The sequence below is a fragment of the Streptomyces sp. NPDC051987 genome, from assembly GCF_040680735.1.
Lineage (GTDB): Bacteria > Actinomycetota > Actinomycetes > Streptomycetales > Streptomycetaceae > Streptomyces.
Window position 1 is genome coordinate 12,955 of sequence record NZ_JBFAXI010000074.1, and the last position, 22,520, is coordinate 35,474.

Genomic DNA, 22,520 nt, shown 5'->3' on the forward strand with positions numbered 1-22,520 from the left:
GTCGCACCCGGCACACCCGGTCGGCCCGTCCTCGCCGCCGTTCGGGTGGCGGGCGGGTGGCGGGGCGCCCGGACCGGTGTGACGCTGACTGCCATGACGATCAAGACAGCCAAGCTCAGGGATCCGGCCGTCCGGGCCTTCGTCACCGCCGTCAACGGCAACGACCGCGAGCGTCTGCGCGATCTCCTCACGCCGGACGCGACCATGGCGGACGACGGCTCCGACCGGAACCTGGACGACTGGATCGACCGGGAGATCTTCTCCTCCAACGGCCACATCGACGTCGACAACGAGTCCAACGGCGGCCGTTCCCTGCTCGCCCACTACCGCAACGACACCTGGGGCGAGATGGTCACCCGCTGGGACTTCACGGTCGAGGACGACGGCCGCATCTCCCGCTTCGAGACCGGGCAGGCGTGACAGCGACGGCGCCCGGCGCCCCTCCTGTCCCGGCGCTCCTCCTGTCCCCGCAACTCCTCGTCCCGGTGACCCTTGTCTTCGTGTGCGCTTCAACTCCTAGCGTCTGAGGCATGGAAACCGACAGCACCACCAGGACCCTGGGACGTTCCGGCATCCGCGTCAGCGCGCTCGGCTTCGGCTGCTGGGCCGTCGGCGGTGAGTGGCAGGACGCCACCGGGCAGCCGCTCGGCTGGGGCAAGGTCGACGACGAGGAGTCCGTGCGGGCGATCCACCGCGCCCTCGACCTCGGCGTCACCTTCTTCGACACCGCCGACACCTACGGCGCCGGGCACAGCGAGCGGGTCCTCGGCCGCGCCCTCGGCAAGCGGCGCGACGACGTCGTCGTCGCCACCAAGTGGGGCAATGTCTTCGACGCGGAGACCCGCACCCTGACCGGCGGCGACGACTCCCCGGCGTACGTCCGCCGCGCCCTCACCGCCTCGCTGCGCCGCCTCGGCACCGACCACGTCGACCTCTACCAGCTGCACCTGTCCGACGCCGACCCGGCCCGCGCCGCCGAACTGCGCGATGTGTGCGAGGAGTTGGTCGGCGAGGGGCTGATCCGGGCCTACGGCTGGAGCACCGACGACCCGGCCCGCGCCGCCGTCTTCGCCGAGGGACCGCACTGCACGGCCGTGCAGCACACCCTCAACGTGCTGCAGGACGCCCCGCACCTCGTCACGCTGGCCGAGCAGCTGGACCTCGCGAGCATCAACCGCAGCCCGCTCGCCATGGGGTTGCTCGGCGGGCGGCGGGCGGCCGCCACCGCGGGCGACATCCGCAGCAGGCCGCCGGCCTGGCTGCCCGGGTTCGGCGACGGCGACGGCGCCGATCCGGCGTGGGTCGAGCGGGTCGAGGCCCTGCGCGAGGTCCTCACCAGCGACGGGCGGACCCTCGCCCAGGGCTCCCTCGCCTGGATCTGGGCCCGCAGCCCGCGCACGGTCCCGATCCCCGGCTTCCGGTCCGTCGCCCAGGCCGAGCAGAACGCCGGCGCGATGGCGAAGGGGCCGCTCACCGCCGGGCAGCTGGCCGACATCGACCGTCTGCTCGGGCGCTGAGCGGCCCCGGCGGGCCCGCGCGCGGAACTCAGCAGCCCTGACCGCCGCCGTACTGCTGCGGCACCTAGGGCTGGTGGCCGTACCCGGCCTCCGCCGGCTGACCGGCGTGACCGGCGGCCTGCCGCGCGTACCGCTGTCCGCCGTCCTGCTCGGTGAGGGTGATCCGGCCGGCCGTGATGGTGGCCAGGCGCGGGGCCCGGCGGGCGATGGAGGAGTCGTGGGTGACCATGACGAAGGTCAGCCCGTACTCGTGCCACAGGCCTTCGAGCAGGGCCATGATGTCGTCCCGGGTGCCCTCGTCGAGGTTGCCGGTCGGCTCGTCGGCGAGCAGCACCTTCGGCTTCTTCACCAGCGCGCGGGCGATCGCGACCCGCTGCTGCTGGCCGCCGGAGAGCTCGGCGGGGGCGTGGCCGAGCCGCTCGCCGAGCCCCACCGAGCGCAGGGCCTCGGCGGCGCGCTCGCGGCGCTCGGCCGGCTTCACGCCCAGCGGCACGAGCGCCGTCTCCACGTTCTCCTGGGCCGTCAGGGTCGGGATCAGGTTGAACGCCTGGAAGATGATGCCGATCTTCTCGGCGCGCAGCCGGGTGAGCTTGGTCTCGCTGATCCGGGCGAGGTCCTCGCCGTCGAGCTCGACGCTGCCCTCGGTCGGGCGGTCCAGGCCGCCGATCATCTGGAGCAGCGTCGACTTGCCGCCGCCGGTCGGGCCCTGGATGACGAGCTGGTCGCCGTCCTCGATGGTCAGGTCGACGCCGCGCAGCGCCTCGACCGTCTCCTTGCCCCGCGTGTAGCGCTTGGTGACTCCGGTGAGTCGGTACATGGGGTTCTCCACTGGGTGCTTCGCCGTAAGGGGTGGGGCGGGGGTCACGAGACGCTGCGCAGGGCGTCGGCCGGGCGCATCCGGGAGGCGCGCCAGCCGCCCATCGCGCCGGCGATCAGACCGCCGGTGACCGCGAGGCCGACCGCGAGTCCGATGGTGGTGAGGGAGACCGGCGCGGAGAGCGCGATCTCCAGGGTGTTCTGGGAGGCCTGCCCGCCGGGACCGCCGCCCGGACCGCCGCCCATGCCACCGCCGCCGGTGCTGCCCAGCTGGGCGGTGAGCTTCGGGCTGACCGCGGTGACCGCGTAGGCCGCGCCGACGCCGAGCGCGATGCCGAGGGCGCCGCCGATCAGGCCGTTCACGATGGACTCGCCGACCACCTGGCGGGTGACGTTGCGGGACGGCCAGCCGAGCGCCTTCAGGGTGCCGAACTCACGCACCCGGCGGGAGACGGCGGAGGAGGTCAGCAGGGCCGCCACCAGAAAGGCCGCCGCGAGGACCGCGACGGACAGCCACTTGCCGACGCTGGTCGCCAGGCTGGAGGCGGTGGAGAGGGAACCGGAGACGGTGGACGCCAGATCGGCGGAGGTGGTCACCGTCGTGCCGGAGATGTTGGCGGTGATCTCCTTCTTCACGGTGGAGATCTGCTGGGAGTCGGTGGCCTTCACATAGATCGTGGTGACCTGGTTCTTGGCGCCGGCGAGGGTCTGCGCGACCTTCAGCGGGACGAACACGTCGGTGTCGGACTCGCTGCTGTCCGGGGTCGCGATCCCGATGACGGTGACCTTGGTGCCGGAGATCTTGAAGGTCGAGCCGACCTTGTACTTCTTCTCCTTGGCGTACGACTTGCTGACCACCGCGACCTTGGCGCCGGTCTGCGCGGAGGTGAAGGTCCTGCCCGAGGTGAGCTTCATCGTGGACAGCGGGCCGAGGCCCTGGTGGGCGACGTCGACACCGACCACGGAGTAGCTGTTGACGCTGAAGTCGGCGCCGCCGCCCTGCACCTGCGGCGCGCCGCCCGAGCCGCTGCTGCTGCCGCCGCCCGGCTGCCCCTGGCCGCCGGTGCCGCCCGAGCCGCTGCTGCTACCGCTGGTGGAGGACTTCGCCTTGCCCTGGGTGAAGGAGCCGTCGACCTTGGTGACGTTGAGGGAGAGCGCTCCGACCGCGCTCTCCACGCCCTTCTGCCCGGCGACCTCGGTGACCAGGGACGACTTCAGGGCCTGACCCCCCTGCGTCTGCACCCGGTCCGAACTCTGCGTGGAACTGCTGCTGGACCTGGCGTCGAACCTGAAGTTCGGGCCGCCGGAGCTGCCCGAGGTCGGCGCGGTACGAGCCTTGGTGACCGTCATGTCGGTCCCCAGGCCGTAGAGCGACTTGAGGACCTTGTCCTGCGCCTGGGTCATGCCGGCCGACACCGAGTTGACCGTGATGACCAGCGCGATTCCGAGCGCCAGACCCAGAGCGATGACCAGGGCCGCCTTCTTCCTGCGGCCCAGCTCGCGCTTGAGATAGATGCCAAACATCCCGTTCCTCGAAGGTTCTTGGCGCCCGCTGTGGACGCGAGCTCAAGTTAGGGAGCAACCTTTGAGCCACACTGGGTAAAAGATGTGTCAGAGCTGAGAAACGGGCAGGTCTCAGCGAACTTTCATAAGACGGCACATTCATCCGCCGGGGAGTCTGCCGGGGAGGGGTCCTCCCGGCGGACCGCTGCCGGCTGCGGTGTACGGTCCCGGGATGCGTGCTTCCTCTCGGCTGACCCGGCGTGCCGTCCTCGGACTGACGGCCGCCGCTCTTCCCGTCTCGGCGGCGACCGACGCCTCGGCCGTCCCGGCCGCCACCACCGCCTCCGCCGCCACCACCGCCTCCGCCACCGTCATAGGCGGCGAACGGCTGGCCCGCGGCGGCATACAGGTGGACGGGGCCACCGGCCTGCCCAAGAAGATCACCGCCCGCGCCTGGCTGATCGCCGACTGCCACAGCGGCGAGGTGCTCGCCTCGTACAACGCGCACCGGCGGCTGGCGCCCGCCTCCACGCTGAAGATGCTGTTCGCGGACACCGTGCTGACGAAGTTCGAGCGGACCGAGCGGTACCGGGTCAAGGACTCCGACGTCTCCGACGTCCCGGCCGGCTCCAGCCTGGTCGGCATCAAGCCCGGCCTCACCTACACCGTCGAGCAGCTGTGGCAGGGCGTCTTCCTGCGCTCCGGCAACGACGCCGTGCACGTGCTCTCCCACATGAACGGCGGGATCGCGAAGACCGTCGCCGAGATGCAGGCCAAGGCGGCGGACCTGCAGGCCCTGGACACGCACGTGGTCAGCCCGGACGGCTTCGACCACCCGGGCCAGCTGTCGTCGGCGTACGACCTGACCCTCTTCGCCCGGCACGGGCTGAAGGACGACGACTTCCGCGGTTACTGCGGCACGCGGACGGCGAACTTCCCGGCGGGCGGCAAGAAGACCTTCCAGATCCAGAACACCGACCGCCTGCTCACCGGCGCCTGGGGACTCGGCGTCTACAAGGGCCTGTTCGGCGTCAAGAACGGCTACACCAGCCATGCCGGCAACACCTTCACGGGCGGTGCCACCCGGAACGGCCGCACCCTGCTGGTGACCGTGATGCACCCGGGCCCCGGCACCAACGCCGTGTACGAGCAGGCCGCCGCGTTGCTCGACTGGGGCTTCGGGAAGGGGAGTTCGGCGCGACCGGTGGGGGTGCTGGTCGATCCGCTGAGCGAGGGCGGGGCGAGCGCGAGTCCGTCGTCGCAGGGCAAGGGGGCCGCGGGGGCGGTCGGGACGGGCGCCGCGGCCGGTTCCGGGGCGTCGGGGCCGTCGCCGTGGCGGGTCGCGGAGGGCGGGGCGGTGACGCTCGCCCTGCTGGGCACCGGGGTGTGGGCGCTGCGCCGGCGCCGGCGGGCGGCCGGTGCCTCGGCCGCTCCCGCATCGGGGGACGCGCCGACCGGATCAGACGGCGTGCCGAAGGGATCGGGGGACGCGCCGGTCGACTCGGCCGACACCACGGCCGGTTGACGTCTCGCGGCAGCCGCTCCACCCACCGGTGCGTACCCGCGGTCCCAGACGCGGGTCCACCCCCACCCGGTACGGTGGAACGGCTGCCGCCTCCCCCCTGGGTGTGGTCGGCGGAATGCCAGAGCCTCAACTGTGAAGTTCTGGTGGAGGAGAGTTGAGCATAGGCCCGTTACCGGCCGCAATACCGCGGACGTCCGAATTCCGCTTGTGCAGGTTGAGGATTGTCCGACTGAACGGCGGTTCAGCCCCGGCCGACGTACGGCATCGTCGTCGCCATCACCGTCGCGAACTGCACGTTCGCCGCGAGCGGCAGCTCGGCCATGTGCCGCACGGTCCGGGCCACGTCGGCCACGTCCATCACGGGTTCCGGGGCGACCTCCCCGTTAGCCTGCAGCGCGCCGGTCCGCATTCCCGCCGTCATGTCCGTCGCCGCGTTGCCGATGTCGATCTGCCCGACCGCGATGCCGTACGGCCGCCCGTCGAGGGACAGGGACTTGGTCAGTCCGGTGAGCGCGTGCTTGGTCGCGGTGTAGGCCACCGAGCGCGGGCGGGGGGTGTGCGCCGAGACGGACCCGTTGTTGATGATCCGGCCGCCCTGCGGCTCCTGCTCCTTCATCTGCCGGAACGCGGCCTGCGCGCACAGGAACGCACCGTTGAGGTTGGTGTCCACGACATGCCGCCACGCCTCGTACGGCAGGTCCTCCACGGCCACTCCGCCGGGCCCGAACGTCCCCGCGTTGTTGAACAGCAGGTCCACCCGGCCGAACCGCTCCACGGTGGTCGCGAACAGCGCGGTCACGTCGTCGGGCCGGGACACGTCCGTCCGGACGGCGACGGCGGCGCCCTCGGGCACCAGGGCGGCCGTCTCCGCCAGCCGCTCCGGGCGCCGGCCGGCCAGGGCCACCGACCAGCCGGCCCGCAGCAGTTCCGTGGCGACGGCGCGGCCGATACCGGAGCCGGCGCCGGTGACCACGGCGATCTTCGGTTGCTTGGTGTTCATGGGGCCGCAGCGTAGGCGCTCCGCTGGGAGGGCCGTGTTCGGTGCGGGGCGTGTGGGGCGGGGGTTTTATGCCTCGCCCGGGTAGCGGACGCCTGTCAGTTCGCGCAGGGTGTCCAGGGTGCGCATGACCGCGAGGGTGCCGGCGTGCGGGACGAGGGGGGACTCCTGGTCGCCGGCGCGGACGGCGCGCATGGCCTCCTGGGCCTCGTGGCGGAAGGTGGTGCGGGGGCCGTCCTCCGGGGTGAGGGCGAACTCCTCCGGGGCGCGGCCGTCGCGGTGGAGCACGAAGCGCTCGGGGTTGAAGAAGCCGTCCGGGATGTCGATCCGGCCCTGGGAGCCGGTGACCGAAGCCGTGGTTCCGGTGCCGCCGGTGATGGAGCAGTGCAGCATTGCGAGAGCGCCGCTCTCCCAGGAGAGCAGTGCACCCGTCTGGAGATCGACGCCCTCGTCCGAGAGCACCGCTCGCGCCGACATTCCGTCCGGCTCACCGAGCAGGAGGTGGGCGAACGACACAGGGTACACCCCGAGGTCGAGCAGCGCGCCGCCGCCGAGCAGCGGGTTCCGCAGCCGGTGCGCCGGCGGGAACGGCCCCTCCAGGCCGAAGTCCGCCTGCACGGTCCGCACCTCGCCGATCGCGCCGTCCGCGACCAGTGCCGTCAGCCGCCGGATCAGCGGGTTGCAGTACATCCACATCGCCTCCATCAGGAAGCGGCCGTGCTCCTCGGCCAGTGCGACCAGTTCCCCGGCCTCGCGGAGGTTCAGCGTGAACGGCTTCTCGCACAGCACGTGCCGCCCGGCCTCCAGGCAGAGTCCGGCGGCCGCCCGGTGCGCCGAGTGCGGCGTGGCGACGTACACGATGTCGACGTCCTCGTCCCGGGCCAGCGACTCCCAGTCCCCGTACGCCCGACCGATGCCGAACCGCTCCGCGAACCCCGCCGCCGACTCCGGGGACCGCGAGGCCACCGCCACGATCTCCGCGTCGGGCAGATCGACCAGGTCCGCCGCGAACGCGGCCGCGATCCCGCCCGTCGCCAGGATCCCCCACCGCACGCTCTGCTCACCCATCCCGGCCGCCCCGCCCTCGCTCATGTGTTTCCCGGCACTCTGTACGAGCTGAGAGCATATGTGGGGGCCGTCGGTGTCCTCCAAGAGCCGCCCGGACCGCGAGACCGACGCACAGCGTGCGACCTGACACGAGAACAGACGGGGGACCCATGCCCGAGCAGCCCGCGCCGCCGACACCGGACGCGCAGGACGCGCAGGACGCGCAGGACGCACGCGTCGCGCGTGACGCGCAGGACGCCGCCGTACCCGTCGCGGACCGGCCCGCCGTGCCCGTCACCCCCGCCCTCCCCGCGGCCCGCCGGGCCGGGCTGCTGCTGGTGCTGGTCCTCGGCGGGCTCACCGCGACGCCCCCGCTGGCGATGGACATGTACCTCCCCTCCCTGCCGGAGGTCACCCGCTCCCTGCACGCCCCCGCCGCGACCGTCCAGCTCACCCTCACCGCGTGCCTCGCCGGGATGGCCGTCGGGCAGCTGGTGGTCGGCCCGATGAGCGACCGCTGGGGCCGCCGCCGCCCGCTGCTGGCCGGCCTCGCCGTGTACGTCGTCGCCACCGCCCTGTGCGCCCTCGCGCCGGACGTCTGGACCCTGGTGGCCTTCCGCCTCGCGCAGGGCCTCGCGGGCGCGGCCGGCATCGTCATCGCGCGAGCCGTCGTACGCGACCTCTACGACGGGGACGCCATGGCCCGGTTCTTCTCCACCCTGATGCTGGTCTCCGGGGTCGCCCCGGTCGTCGCCCCGCTGATCGGGGGGCAGATCCTGCGGGTGACGGACTGGCGGGGCGTGTTCGTCGTCCTCACGGTCGTCGGAGCACTGCTCTCCGCGCTCGTCTGGGTCCGGCTCCCGGAGACCCTGCCGCCGGCCGGCCGGCACGCCGGGGGCGCGGCCGCCGCCGTCCGCGCCATGCGCGCCCTCCTCGCCGACCTGCCCTTCACCGGCTACATGCTCGCGGGCGGCTTCGCCTTCGCCGCGCTGTTCGCCTACATCAGCGCCTCGCCGTTCGTGATCCAGGAGATCTACGGCGCGTCCCCGCAGACCTTCTCCCTGCTCTTCGGTGTCAACTCGGTGGGCCTGGTGATCGCCGGGCAGGTCAACGGGAAGGTGCTGGTGGGCCGGGTCAGCCTGGACAGGGTGCTGGGCGCGGGCCTGGCCGTGACCGTGCTCGCCGCGACCGCCCTGCTGCTGATGTCCGCCGGGGCCCTCGGCCCGGTGGGTCTCGCCCCGGTCGCCGCCGCCCTCTTCGTCCTGATGTCCGCGATGGGCTTCACCCTCCCCAACGCCCAGTCGCTCGCCCTGCAGCGCACCCGGCACGCCGCCGGTTCCGCGTCCGCGCTGCTCGGGACCTCCTCGTTCCTGGTCGGCGCGGTTGCCTCGCCGCTGGTCGGGATCGCCGGGGAGAGAACCGCCGTGCCCATGGCGATCGTCCAACTGGCGGGGGCACTGGTGGCGCTGGCCTGCTTCGTGGGAATGTGCCGTCCCTGGGCAGCACGGGGGAACGCCCGTGCGAGTGCGGAGGGAGCGGAGAGCTGAGCGTACCGAGACTGCGCGTCGAGACACCGGAACGGGCCGGTCTCGACCCCGCGGAACTCAGGCACCTGGTCCACGAGGTGCACGACCTCACCACCGGTGAGCGGCCCTGGGCGGCCGGGGCCGTGGTGGTCGCCGGACGCGGGCCCGTCATCGCCGTGCAGGAGGCGGCCGGCTGGGCCGTGCGCTACTCCGCGTACGACCCCGTGGCCGACGCCGGTGTCGAACTCCCGCCCGCCGCCCGGGTCCCGGCCACCGTCGACACCCCCTTCGACCTGGCCTCCCTGACCAAACTGTTCACCGCGGTCGCCGCCGTGCAGCAGCTGGAGCGCGGCACCCTCGGCATCGACGCCCGCGTCGGCGCCTACCTCCCCGACTTCCATGGGGCGGCCGCCCACGGCGTCACCGTCCGCCAGCTGCTCACCCACACCTCGGGCCTGCGCCCCGAGCTCCCGCTGTACGACTGCCCCGACGACGCGGCCCGCCTCGACCTGCTGCGCGCGGAGACGCCGAGCAGCGCTCCCGGCGCCTACCGCTACTCGGACCTCAACATGATCCTGCTCCAGCACGTCCTGGAGCGGATCACCGGCCGCCCCCTCGACGCCCTCGTCCGGGACGGCATCACCCGCCCGCTCGGCATGACCGCCACCGACTTCGGGCCCTGCCCGGGGGCGGCGGCCACCGAGGACCAGCGGCGGCCCTGGGCCAAGGCGGACCGGGGCATGCTGCGGGGCGTCGTGCACGACGAGAACGCGTGGGCGCTGGGCGGGGTGGCCGGGCACGCCGGCCTCTTCTCCACCGCCCGGGACCTGGCGATCTTCAGCAGGACCCTGCTCGCGGGCGGCGCGTACGGCCCCGCGCGCATCCTCGGCCCCGATTTCGTGGACCTGCTGCTGGCCCCGCCCGGCCTGGGTTTCCTGGTGGACCAGCCGTGGTTCATGGGCGGACTGTCGGGACGGGGCGCGGCGGGGCACACCGGGTTCACGGGGACGTGCCTGGTCCTGGACCGGGCGACGGACACGTTCCTGGTGCTGCTGGCCAACACCGTGCATCCGCGCCGCCGCCCCGGCGACAGCGCGCCGCGGGCGGCGGCGGCGGACCGCCTCGCCAGGGCTGTCCATACAATCGCCGGGTGAACCATCCCGTCCCACCGGCCGACCGGCTCCGCGCCGCCCTCGCCGACCTGCTCGACGGCCTGCCCCCGAAGCAGGCGGCCACGGCCGTCGAGCGGCTGATCACCAACTACCGCGGGGCCACCCCGACCGACGCGCCGATCCTGCGGGACCGGGCGGACGTGGTGGCGTACGCGGCGTACCGGATGCCGGCCACCTTCGAGGCGGTACGGTCCGCGCTGGCCGCGTTCGCCGACGCGGTGCCGGAGGGCTGGGCGCCGGGCAGCCATGTGGACGTCGGCGGCGGCACCGGCGCGGCGACCTGGGCGGTCGCCGACACCTGGGCGGGCGCGCGGCCGGTGACGGTCCTCGACTGGGCCGAGCCGGCGCTGGCCCTCGGCCGGGAGATCGCCGCGGGGGACCCGGCCCTGCGGGACGCGTCGTGGCAGCGCTCTCGGATCGGAGCGGCGCTCACCATCGAGAGCACTGATCTCGTCACCGTGTCGTACGTCCTGAACGAACTCGACGAGGCCGGCCGTGCCGCCCTCGTCGACGCCGCCGCGGCCGCCGCGCAGGCCGTCGTCCTGGTCGAGGCCGGCACACCGGCCGGCTACGCCCGGATCATCGAGGCCCGGGACCGCCTGATCGGCGCCGGCTTCCACGTCGCCGCGCCCTGCCCGCACAGCGCCGCCTGCCCGATCGTGCCCGGCACCGACTGGTGCCACTTCTCCGCCCGGGTCAGCCGCTCCTCCCTGCACCGCCGGGTCAAGGGCGGGTCACTGCCCTACGAGGACGAGAAGTTCAGCTACGTGGCCGCCACCCGCTTCGAGCCCGCCCCGGCACCGGCCCGGGTGGTCCGCCGCCCCCAGATCCGCAAGGGCCAGGTCCTGCTCGACCTGTGCGAGCCCGACGGGGAGCTGCGCCGGACGACGGTCACCAAGCGCCACGGCGACCGGTACAAGGCGGCCCGGGACGCGGACTGGGGAGACTCCTGGCCCCCGCGGTGACGAAGTTCCCGAACACCCCGCTTCGCACCCGGACGGGACGATGAGGCATCCTGGCCGGACCAGAGCGAGGCGAGGCGATAGATGAGCGCGACGTTCGGCGGCCCCAGCGGCCGGCAGGGCAGACTCTCCCGGTGGCTGCGCGGACGCCGCCCGAAGGAGGCGGCCGCCGAGGACCAGGGCCGCACGGCCCTGCTGCTCGCCGCCGCCGAGGCGGGCCTCCCGCTGGCCCCGGCCGCCCACCCGGCCCCCGGCTACGGCTGCTCGTGCGACCGCGTCGGCTGTCCCACCCCGGCCCGGCACCCGGTGTCCTTCGCGTGGCAGACGCAGTCCACCACCGACCGCGCCCAGATCGAGCGCTGGGCCCGGCACCAGCCGCAGGCCAACTTCATCACGGCGACCGGCCTGACCCACGACGTCCTGGACGTGCCCGTGGAGGCCGGCCGGCAGGCGCTGGAGCGGCTGCTCGCGAACGGCGTCGAGGTCGGCCCGGTCGCCGAGAGCGACGACGGCCGCATGCTCTTCTTCACCCTCACCCGCGGCACCCCCGAGGACGAGGACGAGTGGTGGCCCTGCGAGCTGGACTGCCGCCCCGAGACCATGGACGAGCATCCGGGGCTGCGCTGGCACTGCCGGGCCTCCTACGTCCTGGTGCCGCCCGCCCGGCTGCCCGGCGACGACGACCGGCGGGTGCGCTGGGAGCGTGGCCCCGAGCACGCGCTGCCCGATCCGCTGAGCCTGCTGGAGGTTCTCACCGACGCGTGTGCCCGCTGGGCGGGGGAGGAGGCCGGGCAGGTGGGCGTGCGTCACCGCTGAGCGGGGCGCCGGGTACACCGCCCCGCACCCCTTCGGGGCGCTCAGGAGCCCTGGGCTGAGGTCAGGCCCTGGATTCGGCCCAGGACGGTGACCTTGCCGGTGCCCGGTGGGTCGAGGGCTACCTGGTTGGAGACGAACTGCATGGTCAGCGACTGCTTGATCTCGCCCTTGGTCAGTGCTTTGACGTCCTGGTTCGGCGTCGGCACGGAGGTGCCCGCGGCCGCGGTCTGCTTGGCGTAGTAGCGGGTGGCGAAGAAGACCATCGCCCCGCCGTCGGCGGTGCGCAGCGCGAGCGGCGCGTAGTCGCCGTCGGTCAGCGCCTCGTCGATGTACTGGGTGGCCAGGCCCGGCTTGGTGGACTTCCTGCGGTCCGTGCGCCAGCCGCTGGTGTGCGGGCCGTCGGCGAAGACGGCGCCGCCGTTCATCAGGTACGTGGCGTAGTCCTGGCTCAGGCCGGCGGGGGAGGCGGCGAACCGGGTGCTGTTCGCCGGTACGGCCTCGGCCCACCCGTCCTTGTCGGTCCGGAACTTCGGTACCTCGTCCGGCGCGACCAGCGTCAGGTACGCCACCTGGAAGGGCTGGGCGAGGCTGGTGCGGGTGAAGACCAGCAGCCACCGTTCGTCGCCGCCCTTGTTGCCGTGCGCGTCGGCGAGGAACCAGCGCGGCCAGCCGGCCTTCTTCGGGATGGTGTAGGTGACGTCGTCGAACGTCAGAGGCGAGTGGCCGGAGTTGCCGCCCGGACTGTTGACGTGACCGGCCTTCAGGCGCGCGGAGTCGATGTCGGCGAGGGCGCCGGTGGTGTAGTCGGCGTCCAGGGAGCCGTCGTAGGCCTTGTCGGCCTTGTTGTAGGCGTCGGTGAACTGCCGGAGCGCCCTGGCCGCCTCGGCGCGGGTGGTGGCGGGGAGCACCTCGCGCTCCCCGTGCACCACCACGCATCCGCTCGCCGTCAGCGACATGGCGGTCAGCGAGACCGCCAGGAGCGCGTTCCGTTCACGCCTGCGGAGTCCGCGGGGCCGTCGAGGGCCGCGATCCCTGGTCGTCAGGTGCGTCATCAGGTGCCTTCACCTTCCCCTTCCCGGAGCCGAACCCTACCGGGGCGAGGAAGAGGGCGAGTGTCGGGACCAGGTAGAGCAGCCACACCGTGACCTGGAGGACGGTGGGGTCCGGCTGGAAGTTGAGGACGCCCTTCAGCAGCGTGCCGTACCAGCTGTCCGGCGGGACGGTGTCGCTGATGTCGAAGGCCTGGTGGGTCAGGCCCGGGATCCAACGGGCCTCCTGGAGGTCGTGGAAGCCGTACGCGAGGACGCCGGCCGCGACCACGACCAGCATGCCGCCGGTCCAGGTGAAGAACCGGGCGAGGTTGATGCGCAGGGCGCCCCGGTAGAACAGCCAGCCCAGGAGGACGGCGGTGGCCAGGCCCAGGGCCACCCCGACCAGCGGGCGCGGGGTGCCGTCACTGGCCGCGTGCACGGAGGCCCACACGAACAGCGCGGTCTCCAGTCCCTCCCGGCCCACGGCGAGGAAGGCGGTGGCGACGAGCGCCCCCGTGCCCATCGCGAGGGCCGTGTCCAGCCTGCCGTGCAGTTCCGTCTTCAGGTGCCGGGCGGTGCGCCGCATCCAGAACACCATCCAGGTCACCAGACCCACCGCGACGATCGACAGCGACCCGCCGAGCGCCTCCTGCGCCCGGAACGTCAGCTCCTGGGAGCCGAATTCGAGGGCGCACCCGAAGCCCATGGCGATGAGCACGGCCACGCCGATGCCCGTCCAGATCGGCCTGAGGGCGTCGGTCCGCCCGGTCTTGACCAGATAGGCGATGAGGATGCAGACGACGAGGGAGGCCTCCAGGCCCTCCCTCAGCGCGATCAGGTAGTTGGAGAACATGGATCACGCCCCCTTGGACGTCTCGGCGGACTCGGCCGGCCCGGCGGAGCCGGCGTGCTCGGCGAACAGGGTCCGGCCCCACCAGTCGTCCTTGTCCCGGACGCCGGGCGGGACCGCGAAGACGGCCGAACCCACGTGCTGGATGTACTCGTTGAGCGCGTCGGACGCGGACAGCCTGCGCTGCAGCGGGATGAACCCCTTGCGCACGTCGCGCTGGTAGGCCAGGAAGAACAGCCCGGCGTCCAGCCGCCCGAGCCCGTCCGTCCCGTCGGTGAAGGAGTAGCCCCGGCGCAGGATGGTGATCCCGTCGTTGGAGTCCGGGTGCGCGAGCCGCACATGGGCGCCCGGCTTCATCGCCTTCAGGAACGGCGCGTCGTGCTCCTTGGCCTTGCCGACCGGGGCGCCCTCGCCCTTGTCCCGGCCGAAGACGTCCTCCTGCTCCTGGAGCGAGGCCCGGTCCCAGGTCTCGATGTTCATCCGGATCCGCCGCGCGACGAGGTACGACCCGCCGGTCATCCACCCCGGACCGTCCCCGTCGCCCACCCACACGAACTTCTTCAGCCGGTCGGTCTCGGTGCCGGCGATGTTGCGGGTGCCGTCCTTGAACCCCATGAGATTGCGGGGAGTCTGGGCGTCCGGGGTCGTCGAGGAGGTCTTCCCGAACCCGAGCTGGGACCAGCGGACGGCGACCTTGCCGAAGCCGATCCGGGCGAGGTTGCGGATGGCGTGCACGGCGACCTGCGGGTCGTCGGCACAGGCCTGGACGCACAGGTCACCGCCGGTGCGGGACGAGTCGAGGTTGTCCCCGGGGAACTTCGGCAGGTCGACGAGCGCGGCGGGCCGCTGCCCGGCGAGGCCGAACTTCTCGAACAAGGACGGCCCGAAGCCGATCGTCAGCGTCAGCCGGGACGGCCTGAGGCCGAGGGCCTCGCCGGTGTCGTCCGGCGGCGCCTCGGCGAGCCCGCCGTACGCGCCCTCGCCCACCGCCTCGCCCGCGGTCATCCGCCGGGCCGCGGCCGTCCAGTCCTTGAGCAGTTCCACGAACGCGGCCCGGTCGTCGGTCCGCACGTCGAACGCGGCGAAGTGCAGCCGGTCCTGGACGGGTGTGGCGATCCCGGCCTGGTGGGCACCGTGGAACGCCACCGCGCCCCCGGCCTCGGCGGCCGCCGGGTCGACGTCGTCGCCGGCCTCGGCCATCGCCACCGCGCCCCCGGCCACGGCGGCCCCGAGAGCGAGCCCGGCCCCGCCCCACCCGATCAGCGCCCGACGCGACGGACTGACTTTCCCGTTCATCTCCGGCCCCCTACTTGACCACGGCCGCGGCGAGCTTGGACAGCGGCTCCGCCAGGGCGTTGACCGCGTCGGACAGCTCCTTGCGCTGGTCCTTGGTCACCTTGTCGTAGGACACGAAGTCGTACGACGACGTGTCCGCCCGGTAGGTGTCGAGGAGCGTGTCGAGCGCGGCGAACTGCTTGTCCAACTCGCCGGTGAGCGACGGGTCGTTCTTCGCGGCGACCGGCTTCAGCAGCTGGTACGCCTTCTGCGCGCCCTCGACGTTGGCTTTGAAGTCGCTCAGGTCGGTGTGGGAGTAGCGGTCCTCCTCGCCGGTGACCTTGCCGGTGGCGACCTCGTCGAGGAGTTCCTTGGCGCCGTTGGCCATGGAGGTCGGGGTGATCTCGGCCTTGCCGACCCGCTGCTGCCAGTCGGTCAGGTCGGTGACGAGCTGGTCGGCGAGGGAGGCCTCGGTGGCACCGACCTTCTTGTCGGCCCACAGGGCCTTCTCCAGCCGGTGCCAGCCGGTCCACTTCTGCCCCTCCTCCAGGCCGTCGGCGCGGGTGTCGGTCTTCGGGTCGATGTCCCCGAAGGACTCGGCGATCGGCTCGGTGCGCTCCCAGCCGAGCCGCGAGGGGGAATACGCCTTCCTGGCGGCCTCCAGGTCACCGGCCTTGACGGCGTCGGCGAAGGTCCGGGCGAGCGGGACGGTGGCGTCGGCCTGCTCCTGGGCATACGCGCGGTAGTCGGCGACGGCCTTGTCGAGCGCCGGGTTGCGCTTGGCGACGGCCCCGGAGCCGGTGACGGTCAGCTTCTGCCGTACCCCGTGCCCCTTCATCCCGGGCCGGCAGGCTATCTCGTACGACCCCGCCTTCACCTCGGCGGTCAGCGTGTACCTGGTCCCCGGCCCGATGTTCTCCTTCTCGGAGACGATCCGGTCGTCGGGGAAGAGGATCTCGACCTCGGTGGCCTTGGAGCCCTTGTTCTCGATGGCCAGCGTGACGTGGCCGGCCGGCACCGACGTCGTGGACGTCTCGCACGTGGCGTCGGCGGCGGTGACCTTGATCGCGTCGTCGCCCTTGGCGTCGCTCTTCGCCGTGCAGGCCGAGAGGGCGGTCAGGGCGGCCGCGGTGGCGGCGGCGGTGACGGTGAGTCGGACGGCACGCATGCAGGCTCCAAGCGGGAGGGATGAAGGTGAGGCTGCCCTAACTTACCTGAGGCTTACCTCACCCTTACCCATCCGGGTCCCGATTCACCGGACACAGAAAGATCACAGACACGGCTTGATGTCGATGGCTTAAAACAAACGTCAATGAAAAGTAAAGGGAAGGTCAAGGGTTCCGTGGGTGCTTCAATGCCCGAGTGACTCATTACGACGTGCTGCGTGTCTTCTGCGCGGCGAACGGCGGCTACGGCAACGAGCTCGGGGTGGTCCGGGACGGCTCCGTGCTGCCCGACCGGGAGGACCGGCAGGCGCTTGCCGCGAAACTCGGGTTCAGCGAGACCGTGTTCGTCGACGACCCCGAGCGCGGGGTCGTCGACATCTACACCCCCACCCTGCGCCTGCCGTTCGCCGGGCACCCCTGCGTCGGCGCGGCCTGGTTGCTGGACGTGCCCGAACTGGTCACCCCGGCCGGTGTGGTGGGTGCCCGGCTGGACGGCGAGTTCAGCTGGATCGAGGCGCTTCCGGAGTGGGTCCCGCCGCGCACCCTGCGCCGGTACGCCACGGCCGCCGAGGTCGACGCCCTGCCGGTGCCGCCGCCGGGGGAGTGGGTCTACGCCTGGGCGTGGGAGGACGAGTCGGCCGGCCGGGTGCGCGCCCGCGCCTTCCCCGGCCGGGACGACGGCATCGACGAGGACGAGGCGACCGGCGCGGCCGCGCTGCTGCTCACCGCGGAGCTGGGCCGGGCCCTGAACATCACCCAGGGCAGGGGCTCACAGATCCTCACCGCACCCCAGCCCTACGGCTGGGTGGAGATCGGCGGGCGGGTCCTCCTGGAGGGCGAGGAGCGGCAGCCCAGGATCAGCCGGTGACCGGCTTGTCCTGCCGGGCGCGCCTCGCGTAGTACCAGGCCATGTTGGACGACAGGCCGGTCAGCAGCACCCAGACCACCCCTATCGGCCAGCTGCCCCGCACGAAGGAGACGACGGCGGCGGCGACGGCGAGGACGCAGACGACCAGGGCGTAGAGGGCGAGTCGCCGGGTCGGGCCGGGCGGGGGCAAGGCGGGCATGAGGTCGCTTTCCTGACGAGTGGCGGGGACACTGCTGGCGTCCACCAGTGTCCCCCATCCGCTCAGACGTCCGTGACGCGGAGTCCGGCGTGTGCCTTGTAGCGGCGGTTCACCGAGATCAGGTTCGCGACCAGCGACTCCACCTGGTGGGCGTTGCGCAGCCGCCCCGCGAAGACGCCGCGCATCCCGGGGATGCGCCCGGCCAGCGCCTGCACGATCTCCACGTCGGCCCGCACCTCGCCCAGCACCATCACATCGGTGTCGATCTCCTCGATCCCCGGGTCCTGGAGCAGCACCGCCGACAGATGATGGAACGCCGCCGTGACCCGCGAGTCCGGCAGCAGCGCCGCCGCCTGCTCCGCCGCGCTGCCCTCCGCCGGCTTCAGCGCGTAGGCGCCCTTCTTGTCGAAACCGAGCGGGTTGACGCAGTCCACCACCACCTTGCCGGCCAGTTCCTCGCGCAGGGACTCCAGCGTCTTCCCGTGCCCGTCCCACGGCACGGCGACGATCACCAGGTCGCTGCGGCGCGCGCACTCGGCGTTGTCGGCGCCCTCGACACCGTGTCCGAGTTCGTCGGCGGCGGCCTGCGCGCGCTCGGCGGCCCGGGAACCGATGATCACCTTCTGGCCGGCCCGCGCCAGGCGGTAGGCGAGTCCCTTGCCCTGCGGGCCGGTGCCGCCGAGCACACCCACGACCAGACCGGAGACGTCGGGCAGGTCCCAGGGATCCTTGGCGGGGGCCTTCTCGGCCGCCGGCTGCTGTGCACTGTCGGTAGAGGTCATGGGCCGACTCTACGTCCGGGCCTGCGGCCGCACCCGGTCAGGTGAGCCGGCTCACCGGCACCCGGCGGAACGTGATCGTCGTGTACGCGCTGAAGTCGCCCGTCTCGTACAGCAGACCGACGGTCGCCGCGTCGATCCGGGTCAGGTCGGAGTAGGCGGCGGGCAGTCCGTCGACCGTGTACGCGGGGCGCCAGGTGGTGCCGCCGTCGGCGGAGACGCGGATCGTCATCAGGGCGCGGGCCGCGGGGTCGGCGGGTCCGGAGTACAGCAGCAGGTCCGGATCGCGGAGTTGGAGGACGCTGGCCTCGCAGACGGGCGCACCGATCCCGGCCTGCGGACGGAACGGCTTCACGAGCGTGCGCCCGCCGTCCGCCGAGTGTGCGTCGGCCCTGTTCCCCGGCGCCGGGGAATCGTTGCGCGTGTTGAAGTAGACCCGGCCGTCGGGCAGTTCGGCGGCGGTGGTCTCGTTGACGTTGACGTATCCGTCGGTGTTCTCGTCGAGGTAGCCGAGGTACCAGGTCTCCCCGCGGTCGTCGCTGAGCAGGCAGTGCCCGCTGTTGTACCTGGCCTCGGTGCCGTTGTCCGTCCCGGTCGGCGGCAGCGTGTGGTTGGCGGCCACGACGACCCGCCCCGAGCGCAGTTGGAGGGCGTGCCCGGGTGTGGTGGCGTACCACCGCCACCCGGCCTTCTTCACCGAGCCGGTGATCTCCCTGGGCGCGGACCACGTCACCCCGTCGTCGTCGCTGTGCTGCACCCACACCCGCCGCCCGTCGGCGTCCGGCACCTGCCCGCGCAGGACGGCGTCCTCGGTGGCGGAGGCGGCGCTGCGCACGTGCACCAGCAGGATCCGCCCGCTGTCGAGCACCACGGGCGCCGGGTTCCCGGCGAGGTCCGCCCCGTTGCCCGCCGCCACCTGGAGAGGCCCCCAGGTACGGCCGCCGTCCCCGGACCTCTTCAGCACGATGTCGATGTTCCCGTGGTCGGCGGCGGAGTCGGCCCTTCCCTCGCAGAAGGCGAGCACGGTGCCCGCCCGGGAGACCACCACCGCCGGGATCCGGAAACTGGCGTAGCCCTCCGTGCCCGCGCGAAAGGGAATGCTTGCTTCGGCGTCACTCATGGGCCGCCTCCTCCCCGGGTCGGGCGAATTCGGGGTGAACTCCGCGTCACGACTGCCCGATTGCGGCAGTATGCGGTGGCATGGACGCCGTACGGGTCGCGTTGTTGCGTGACGTGCTCGCCGGGACCGAGTGGCTGACCGCGACGCGCAGGTTCGCGGGCGCGCTGCGCGGCTCGGTGGTCACCCACGGCGGCGGACTGCTCCTGCTCGGCACCCCGCAGTACGAGCCGTGGCATCTCGCCGCGCACCTGGTGGACGAGGCCGCGTGGTCCGGTACGCCGGAGCTGGCACCCACCCTCGTACGGCACGGCGCCCGCCCCACCGACCCGGCGCACCTCGCGGTCGGCCCCGCCCGCATCGAGAGGGCCCGCCGGGGCGAGACGCTGCTGGTGGTGGCGCCGGGGGACCCCGAACCCCTGCTGGAGCGCGTCCACACGGCCCGCCGCGCCGGGGTGACGGTCCTGACCCTGTCCACCACCGCCGACGACGCGCTGACCGCCATGGCCCACGAGACGCTCACCGTGCCGGAGGCGGCCGAGCTGGACCTGGACACCGTCCAGCACCTGGTCAGCGCGGCGGCCGGGGAGAACGGGCCGTCGCCCCGAGGGCGCCGCCGCTTCCGGGACCGCCTGGCGAAGCTGGCGGACACGGTACTGGCGCCGCCGCCGACACCCTGGTGAGACCTTGGCTGCAGGCGCGTCGTGGTTGCTCGCGCAGTTCCCACCTGGCCGCACCCGGTGAAAAGTGTTTGCCGCAGCCGAGCGCGGCGTCCAGCATGGCCCCTCGTGAGCCTCCTCCCCGACCTGACCCCCTGGAAGGCCTCCGTGGACTTCCGGCGGCTGTGGGTCTCCGGTCTGATCAGCAACTTCGGGAGTTTCCTGACCTTCGTCGCGCTCCCGGTGCAGATCAAGGACCTCACCGGTTCCGCGGCCGCCGTCGGCGCCCTCGGCGCTGTCGAACTGCTGCCGCTCGTGCTGTGCGGGCTGTACGGCGGCGCCCTCGCCGACGCCCTCGACAAGCGCGCGCTGATCGTGCGGACCGAGGTGGGTCAGGGGCTGCTCAGCGCCGGACTGCTGGTCAACGCCCTGCTGCCGCACCAGGCCGTGTGGCCGCTGTACGCCGTCGCCGGCCTCTCCTCGGCGCTGGTGTCGGTGCAGCGCCCCGCCCTCGACTCCCTCCTGCCGCGCATCGTCGCCCACGACGACCTCCCGGCCGCGGCGGCTCTCAACTCCTTCCGCTGGACGGTCGGCGGCGTGGCGGGCCCCGCCGTCGCCGGCCTGGTCGTGGCGTACGCGGGCCTCGGCTGGGCGTACGGCGCCGACCTCGCCACCTTCGCCGTCTCGGTCGTCCTCGTCCTCCCCCTCGCCCCGTCGCCCGCCGCCCACGAGGCCGCCGGTCCCACCCTCCGCTCCATCGCCGAGGGCGCCCGCTACGCCTGGAGCCGCAAGGAACTCCTCGGCACCTACGCCGTCGACCTGGCGGCGATGTTCCTGGCCATGCCGCTCGCGGTACTCCCTTTCCTCGCCGACGAGTTGCACGCGAACTGGGCGCTGGGTCTGATGTACGCGAGCATCCCGGCCGGGTCGCTCCTGGTGAGCCTGGTCAGCGGCTGGACCGCACGGGTGCGCCGGCACGGGCGGATGGTGGTGCTGTCGGCCGCGCTGTGGGGCCTGGCGATCGCCGCCGCCGGCGCCGCGCCGAACGTCTGGCTGGTCCTGCTCTTCCTCGCCCTCGCCGGCGCCTGCGACATGGTCAGCGGGCTGTTCCGGGCCGCCATGTGGAACCAGACGATCCCCGACGAGCTGCGCGGCCGCCTCGCCGGGATCGAACTGCTGTCGTACTCGGTCGGCCCGACCCTCGGCCAGGTCCGGTCCGGCGGCATGGCCGGGTGGCTCGGCGTACGGGCGTCCGTCGGCGTGGGCGGCCTGCTGTGCACCGGCGCGGTGGGCCTGCTGGCCCTCTGCCTGCCCGCCCTCATGGCGTACGACGCGCGGACCAACGAGCACGCGCTGCGGGAGCGCGCCCGGCGCACGACCGTGGCCGCCGCCCCCATCCAGCCCTGACCGCTCGCCCCTGCCGGTCCTGGCTGCCTGCCGAAGCCCGGCGCCTGCCGAAGCCTGTCAGCCTGCCGGTCCTGTCCGTCCCGCCGGTCCGGCCTGTTCCGCGGTGCTGTCAGCCTTCGTCCGAGGAGTCACCCGCCGGCGCGTCGTGCCAGCGCGGGTCGTTCTCCCACTGGAGGTTGCGCTCCCGGGCGAGCTCCATCGCGTGCTCGGCCTCCTCGCGGCTGGTGTACGGGCCGAACCGGTCCTTCGCGGGACACTCCGGCCCCTCCTCGACCTTCTGGTGCTGCAGGCAGTAGTACCACTCGCCCGCCTTCGCGACGGTCCGCTTCTTGAACAGTGCCATGACCCGCTCCTTTCGCCATCCACATGTTCCCGCATGCCCGCTGGATAGACTCGCTGACATGTCTGGCCAGTCGCTGCTCGTACCAGGGGAGCTCTCTCCCACCCGTTCGGTACCCGGAAACATCCGCCGCCCCGAGTACGTCGGCAAACCCGCGCCGACCCCGTACACCGGGCCCGAGGTGCAGACCCCGGAGACCATCGAGGCGATGCGGATCGCCGGCCGCATCGCCGCACAGGCGATGGAGGAGGCCGCGAAGATCATCGCGCCGGGTGTCACCACGGACGAACTCGACAGGGTCGCGCACGCGTACATGTGCGACCACGGCGCCTACCCGTCCACGCTCGGCTACCGCGGCTTCCCCAAGTCCCTGTGCACCAGCGTCAACGAGGTCATCTGCCACGGCATTCCGGACTCGACGGTGCTCCAGGACGGCGACATCGTCAACCTGGACGTGACGGCGTACATCGGCGGGGTGCACGGCGACAACAACGCGACCTACCTGGTCGGGGACGTCGACGAGGAGAGCCGGCTGCTGGTGGAGCGGACCCGGGAGTCCCTGAACCGGGCCATCAAGGCGGTCCGGCCGGGCCGGCAGATCAACATCATCGGCCGGGTCATCGAGTCGTACGCCAAGCGCTTCGGCTACGGGGTGGTCCGGGACTTCACCGGACACGGCATCAACTCGTCGTTCCACTCCGGGCTGATCATCCCGCACTACGACAGCCCGCACGCGACGACCGTGATGCAGCCGGGGATGACGTTCACGATCGAGCCGATGCTGACGCTCGGGACGCACGAGTACGACATGTGGGACGACGGCTGGACCGTGGTCACCAAGGACCGCAGGCGGACCGCGCAGTTCGAGCACACGCTGGTGGTGACGGACACCGGCGCGGACATCCTGACGCTTCCCTGACCCCCGGCCGCCCAGCCCCGTCCTCCCCG

Annotated in this window: 23 protein-coding genes; 11 read left to right on the forward strand and 12 right to left on the reverse strand. The window is 72.7% G+C overall.

The features are described 5' to 3' along the window. The first annotated feature begins 93 nt into the window (after positions 1–93). Together AB0M11_RS30300 and AB0M11_RS30305 are read left to right on the forward strand one after the other, a co-directional pair. Positions 94–420, forward strand: a complete 327-nt coding sequence (locus AB0M11_RS30300; protein ID WP_365711065.1) for a nuclear transport factor 2 family protein — start codon at positions 94–96, stop codon at positions 418–420. A 110-nt stretch (positions 421–530) separates the two neighbouring features. Beyond that, complete coding sequence (locus tag AB0M11_RS30305; RefSeq protein ID WP_365711067.1) at positions 531–1,517, forward strand: aldo/keto reductase; 987 nt, start codon at positions 531–533, stop codon at positions 1,515–1,517. Positions 1,518–1,581: 64 nt separating this feature from the next. Here AB0M11_RS30305 and AB0M11_RS30310 read toward each other — a convergent pair whose 3' ends face one another. Continuing rightward, positions 1,582–2,334 carry an ABC transporter ATP-binding protein gene (locus AB0M11_RS30310; RefSeq protein WP_365711069.1) on the reverse strand — a complete coding sequence of 251 codons (753 nt, stop codon included), beginning with the start codon at positions 2,332–2,334 and terminating at the stop codon, positions 1,582–1,584. Between the two features lie 44 nt (positions 2,335–2,378). Continuing rightward, complete coding sequence (locus AB0M11_RS30315) at positions 2,379–3,857, reverse strand: ABC transporter permease (RefSeq protein ID WP_365711071.1); 1,479 nt, start codon at positions 3,855–3,857, stop codon at positions 2,379–2,381. A gap of 211 nt (positions 3,858–4,068) precedes the next feature. Between AB0M11_RS30315 and AB0M11_RS30320 the strand changes: the two genes are divergently transcribed. Beyond that, positions 4,069–5,361: a serine hydrolase gene (locus tag AB0M11_RS30320; protein WP_365711073.1), complete on the forward strand. Its 1,293-nt coding sequence runs from the start codon at positions 4,069–4,071 to the stop codon at positions 5,359–5,361. Between the two features lie 241 nt (positions 5,362–5,602). Here AB0M11_RS30320 and AB0M11_RS30325 read toward each other — a convergent pair whose 3' ends face one another. Continuing rightward, entirely contained in the window at positions 5,603–6,361 is a 759-nt protein-coding gene (locus AB0M11_RS30325) for an SDR family oxidoreductase (RefSeq protein ID WP_365711075.1), read from the reverse strand. Between the two features lie 66 nt (positions 6,362–6,427). Beyond that, positions 6,428–7,426: a Gfo/Idh/MocA family oxidoreductase gene (locus AB0M11_RS30330; protein ID WP_365711119.1), complete on the reverse strand. Its 999-nt coding sequence runs from the start codon at positions 7,424–7,426 to the stop codon at positions 6,428–6,430. A gap of 149 nt (positions 7,427–7,575) precedes the next feature. Between AB0M11_RS30330 and AB0M11_RS30335 the strand changes: the two genes are divergently transcribed. From AB0M11_RS30335 to AB0M11_RS30350, 4 genes are all read left to right on the forward strand, one after another. Next, a complete protein-coding gene (locus AB0M11_RS30335; RefSeq protein WP_365711077.1) occupies positions 7,576–8,952 on the forward strand; it encodes a multidrug effflux MFS transporter in 1,377 nt (458 codons plus the stop codon). Continuing rightward, positions 8,892–10,085, forward strand: coding sequence for a serine hydrolase domain-containing protein (locus AB0M11_RS30340; RefSeq protein ID WP_365711079.1), 1,194 nt, complete (start codon positions 8,892–8,894; stop codon positions 10,083–10,085). Before AB0M11_RS30335 ends, AB0M11_RS30340 begins: the two co-directional genes overlap by 61 nt. After that, positions 10,082–11,068 (forward strand): small ribosomal subunit Rsm22 family protein, encoded by a 987-nt coding sequence (locus AB0M11_RS30345; protein ID WP_365711081.1) that lies wholly within the window; start codon positions 10,082–10,084, stop codon positions 11,066–11,068. The genes AB0M11_RS30340 and AB0M11_RS30345 overlap by 4 nt, the downstream gene beginning before the upstream one ends. A gap of 81 nt (positions 11,069–11,149) precedes the next feature. Continuing rightward, positions 11,150–11,881 (forward strand): bifunctional DNA primase/polymerase, encoded by a 732-nt coding sequence (locus AB0M11_RS30350; RefSeq protein WP_365711083.1) that lies wholly within the window; start codon positions 11,150–11,152, stop codon positions 11,879–11,881. A gap of 41 nt (positions 11,882–11,922) precedes the next feature. Here the strand turns inward: AB0M11_RS30350 and AB0M11_RS30355 are convergent, their stop codons facing one another. From AB0M11_RS30355 to efeO, 4 genes are read right to left on the reverse strand one after another with little or no spacing between them, the layout of a single operon-like run. Beyond that, complete coding sequence (locus AB0M11_RS30355; RefSeq protein WP_365711085.1) at positions 11,923–12,933, reverse strand: hypothetical protein; 1,011 nt, start codon at positions 12,931–12,933, stop codon at positions 11,923–11,925. Continuing rightward, entirely contained in the window at positions 12,872–13,765 is an 894-nt protein-coding gene (gene efeU, locus AB0M11_RS30360) for an iron uptake transporter permease EfeU (RefSeq protein WP_365711087.1), read from the reverse strand. Before efeU ends, AB0M11_RS30355 begins: the two co-directional genes overlap by 62 nt. A 3-nt stretch (positions 13,766–13,768) precedes the next feature. Beyond that, positions 13,769–15,058, reverse strand: a complete 1,290-nt coding sequence (efeB, locus tag AB0M11_RS30365) for an iron uptake transporter deferrochelatase/peroxidase subunit (RefSeq protein WP_365711089.1) — start codon at positions 15,056–15,058, stop codon at positions 13,769–13,771. Positions 15,059–15,068: 10 nt separating this feature from the next. Beyond that, positions 15,069–16,205, reverse strand: a complete 1,137-nt coding sequence (gene efeO / locus AB0M11_RS30370) for an iron uptake system protein EfeO (RefSeq protein ID WP_365711091.1) — start codon at positions 16,203–16,205, stop codon at positions 15,069–15,071. A 194-nt stretch (positions 16,206–16,399) separates the two neighbouring features. Here efeO and AB0M11_RS30375 point away from each other — a divergent pair, with 194 nt between their 5' ends. Then, entirely contained in the window at positions 16,400–17,071 is a 672-nt protein-coding gene (locus tag AB0M11_RS30375) for a PhzF family phenazine biosynthesis protein (RefSeq protein ID WP_365711093.1), read from the forward strand. Here AB0M11_RS30375 and AB0M11_RS30380 read toward each other — a convergent pair. From AB0M11_RS30380 to AB0M11_RS30390, 3 genes are all read right to left on the reverse strand, one after another. Beyond that, positions 17,061–17,270, reverse strand: coding sequence for a hypothetical protein (locus AB0M11_RS30380; RefSeq protein ID WP_365711095.1), 210 nt, complete (start codon positions 17,268–17,270; stop codon positions 17,061–17,063). The genes AB0M11_RS30375 and AB0M11_RS30380 overlap by 11 nt on opposite strands. Before the next feature lie 62 nt (positions 17,271–17,332). Further along, a complete protein-coding gene (npdG, locus tag AB0M11_RS30385) occupies positions 17,333–18,052 on the reverse strand; it encodes an NADPH-dependent F420 reductase (RefSeq protein ID WP_365711097.1) in 720 nt (239 codons plus the stop codon). 37 nt (positions 18,053–18,089) lie between these two features. Continuing rightward, positions 18,090–19,169, reverse strand: a complete 1,080-nt coding sequence (locus AB0M11_RS30390) for a sialidase family protein (protein WP_365711099.1) — start codon at positions 19,167–19,169, stop codon at positions 18,090–18,092. Between the two features lie 80 nt (positions 19,170–19,249). On the opposite strand from AB0M11_RS30390, the gene AB0M11_RS30395 reads away from it, so the two are divergent. Both AB0M11_RS30395 and AB0M11_RS30400 read left to right on the forward strand, forming a co-directional pair. Further along, positions 19,250–19,849 (forward strand): hypothetical protein, encoded by a 600-nt coding sequence (locus tag AB0M11_RS30395; protein WP_365711101.1) that lies wholly within the window; start codon positions 19,250–19,252, stop codon positions 19,847–19,849. A gap of 105 nt (positions 19,850–19,954) precedes the next feature. After that, positions 19,955–21,232: an MFS transporter gene (locus AB0M11_RS30400; RefSeq protein WP_365711103.1), complete on the forward strand. Its 1,278-nt coding sequence runs from the start codon at positions 19,955–19,957 to the stop codon at positions 21,230–21,232. A gap of 109 nt (positions 21,233–21,341) precedes the next feature. On the opposite strand, the gene AB0M11_RS30405 is transcribed toward AB0M11_RS30400, so the two are convergent. Then, entirely contained in the window at positions 21,342–21,575 is a 234-nt protein-coding gene (locus AB0M11_RS30405) for a hypothetical protein (protein ID WP_365711105.1), read from the reverse strand. A gap of 58 nt (positions 21,576–21,633) precedes the next feature. Between AB0M11_RS30405 and map the strand changes: the two genes are divergently transcribed. Continuing rightward, positions 21,634–22,491 (forward strand): type I methionyl aminopeptidase, encoded by an 858-nt coding sequence (gene map, locus AB0M11_RS30410; RefSeq protein ID WP_365711107.1) that lies wholly within the window; start codon positions 21,634–21,636, stop codon positions 22,489–22,491. Positions 22,492–22,520 lie beyond the last annotated feature (29 nt).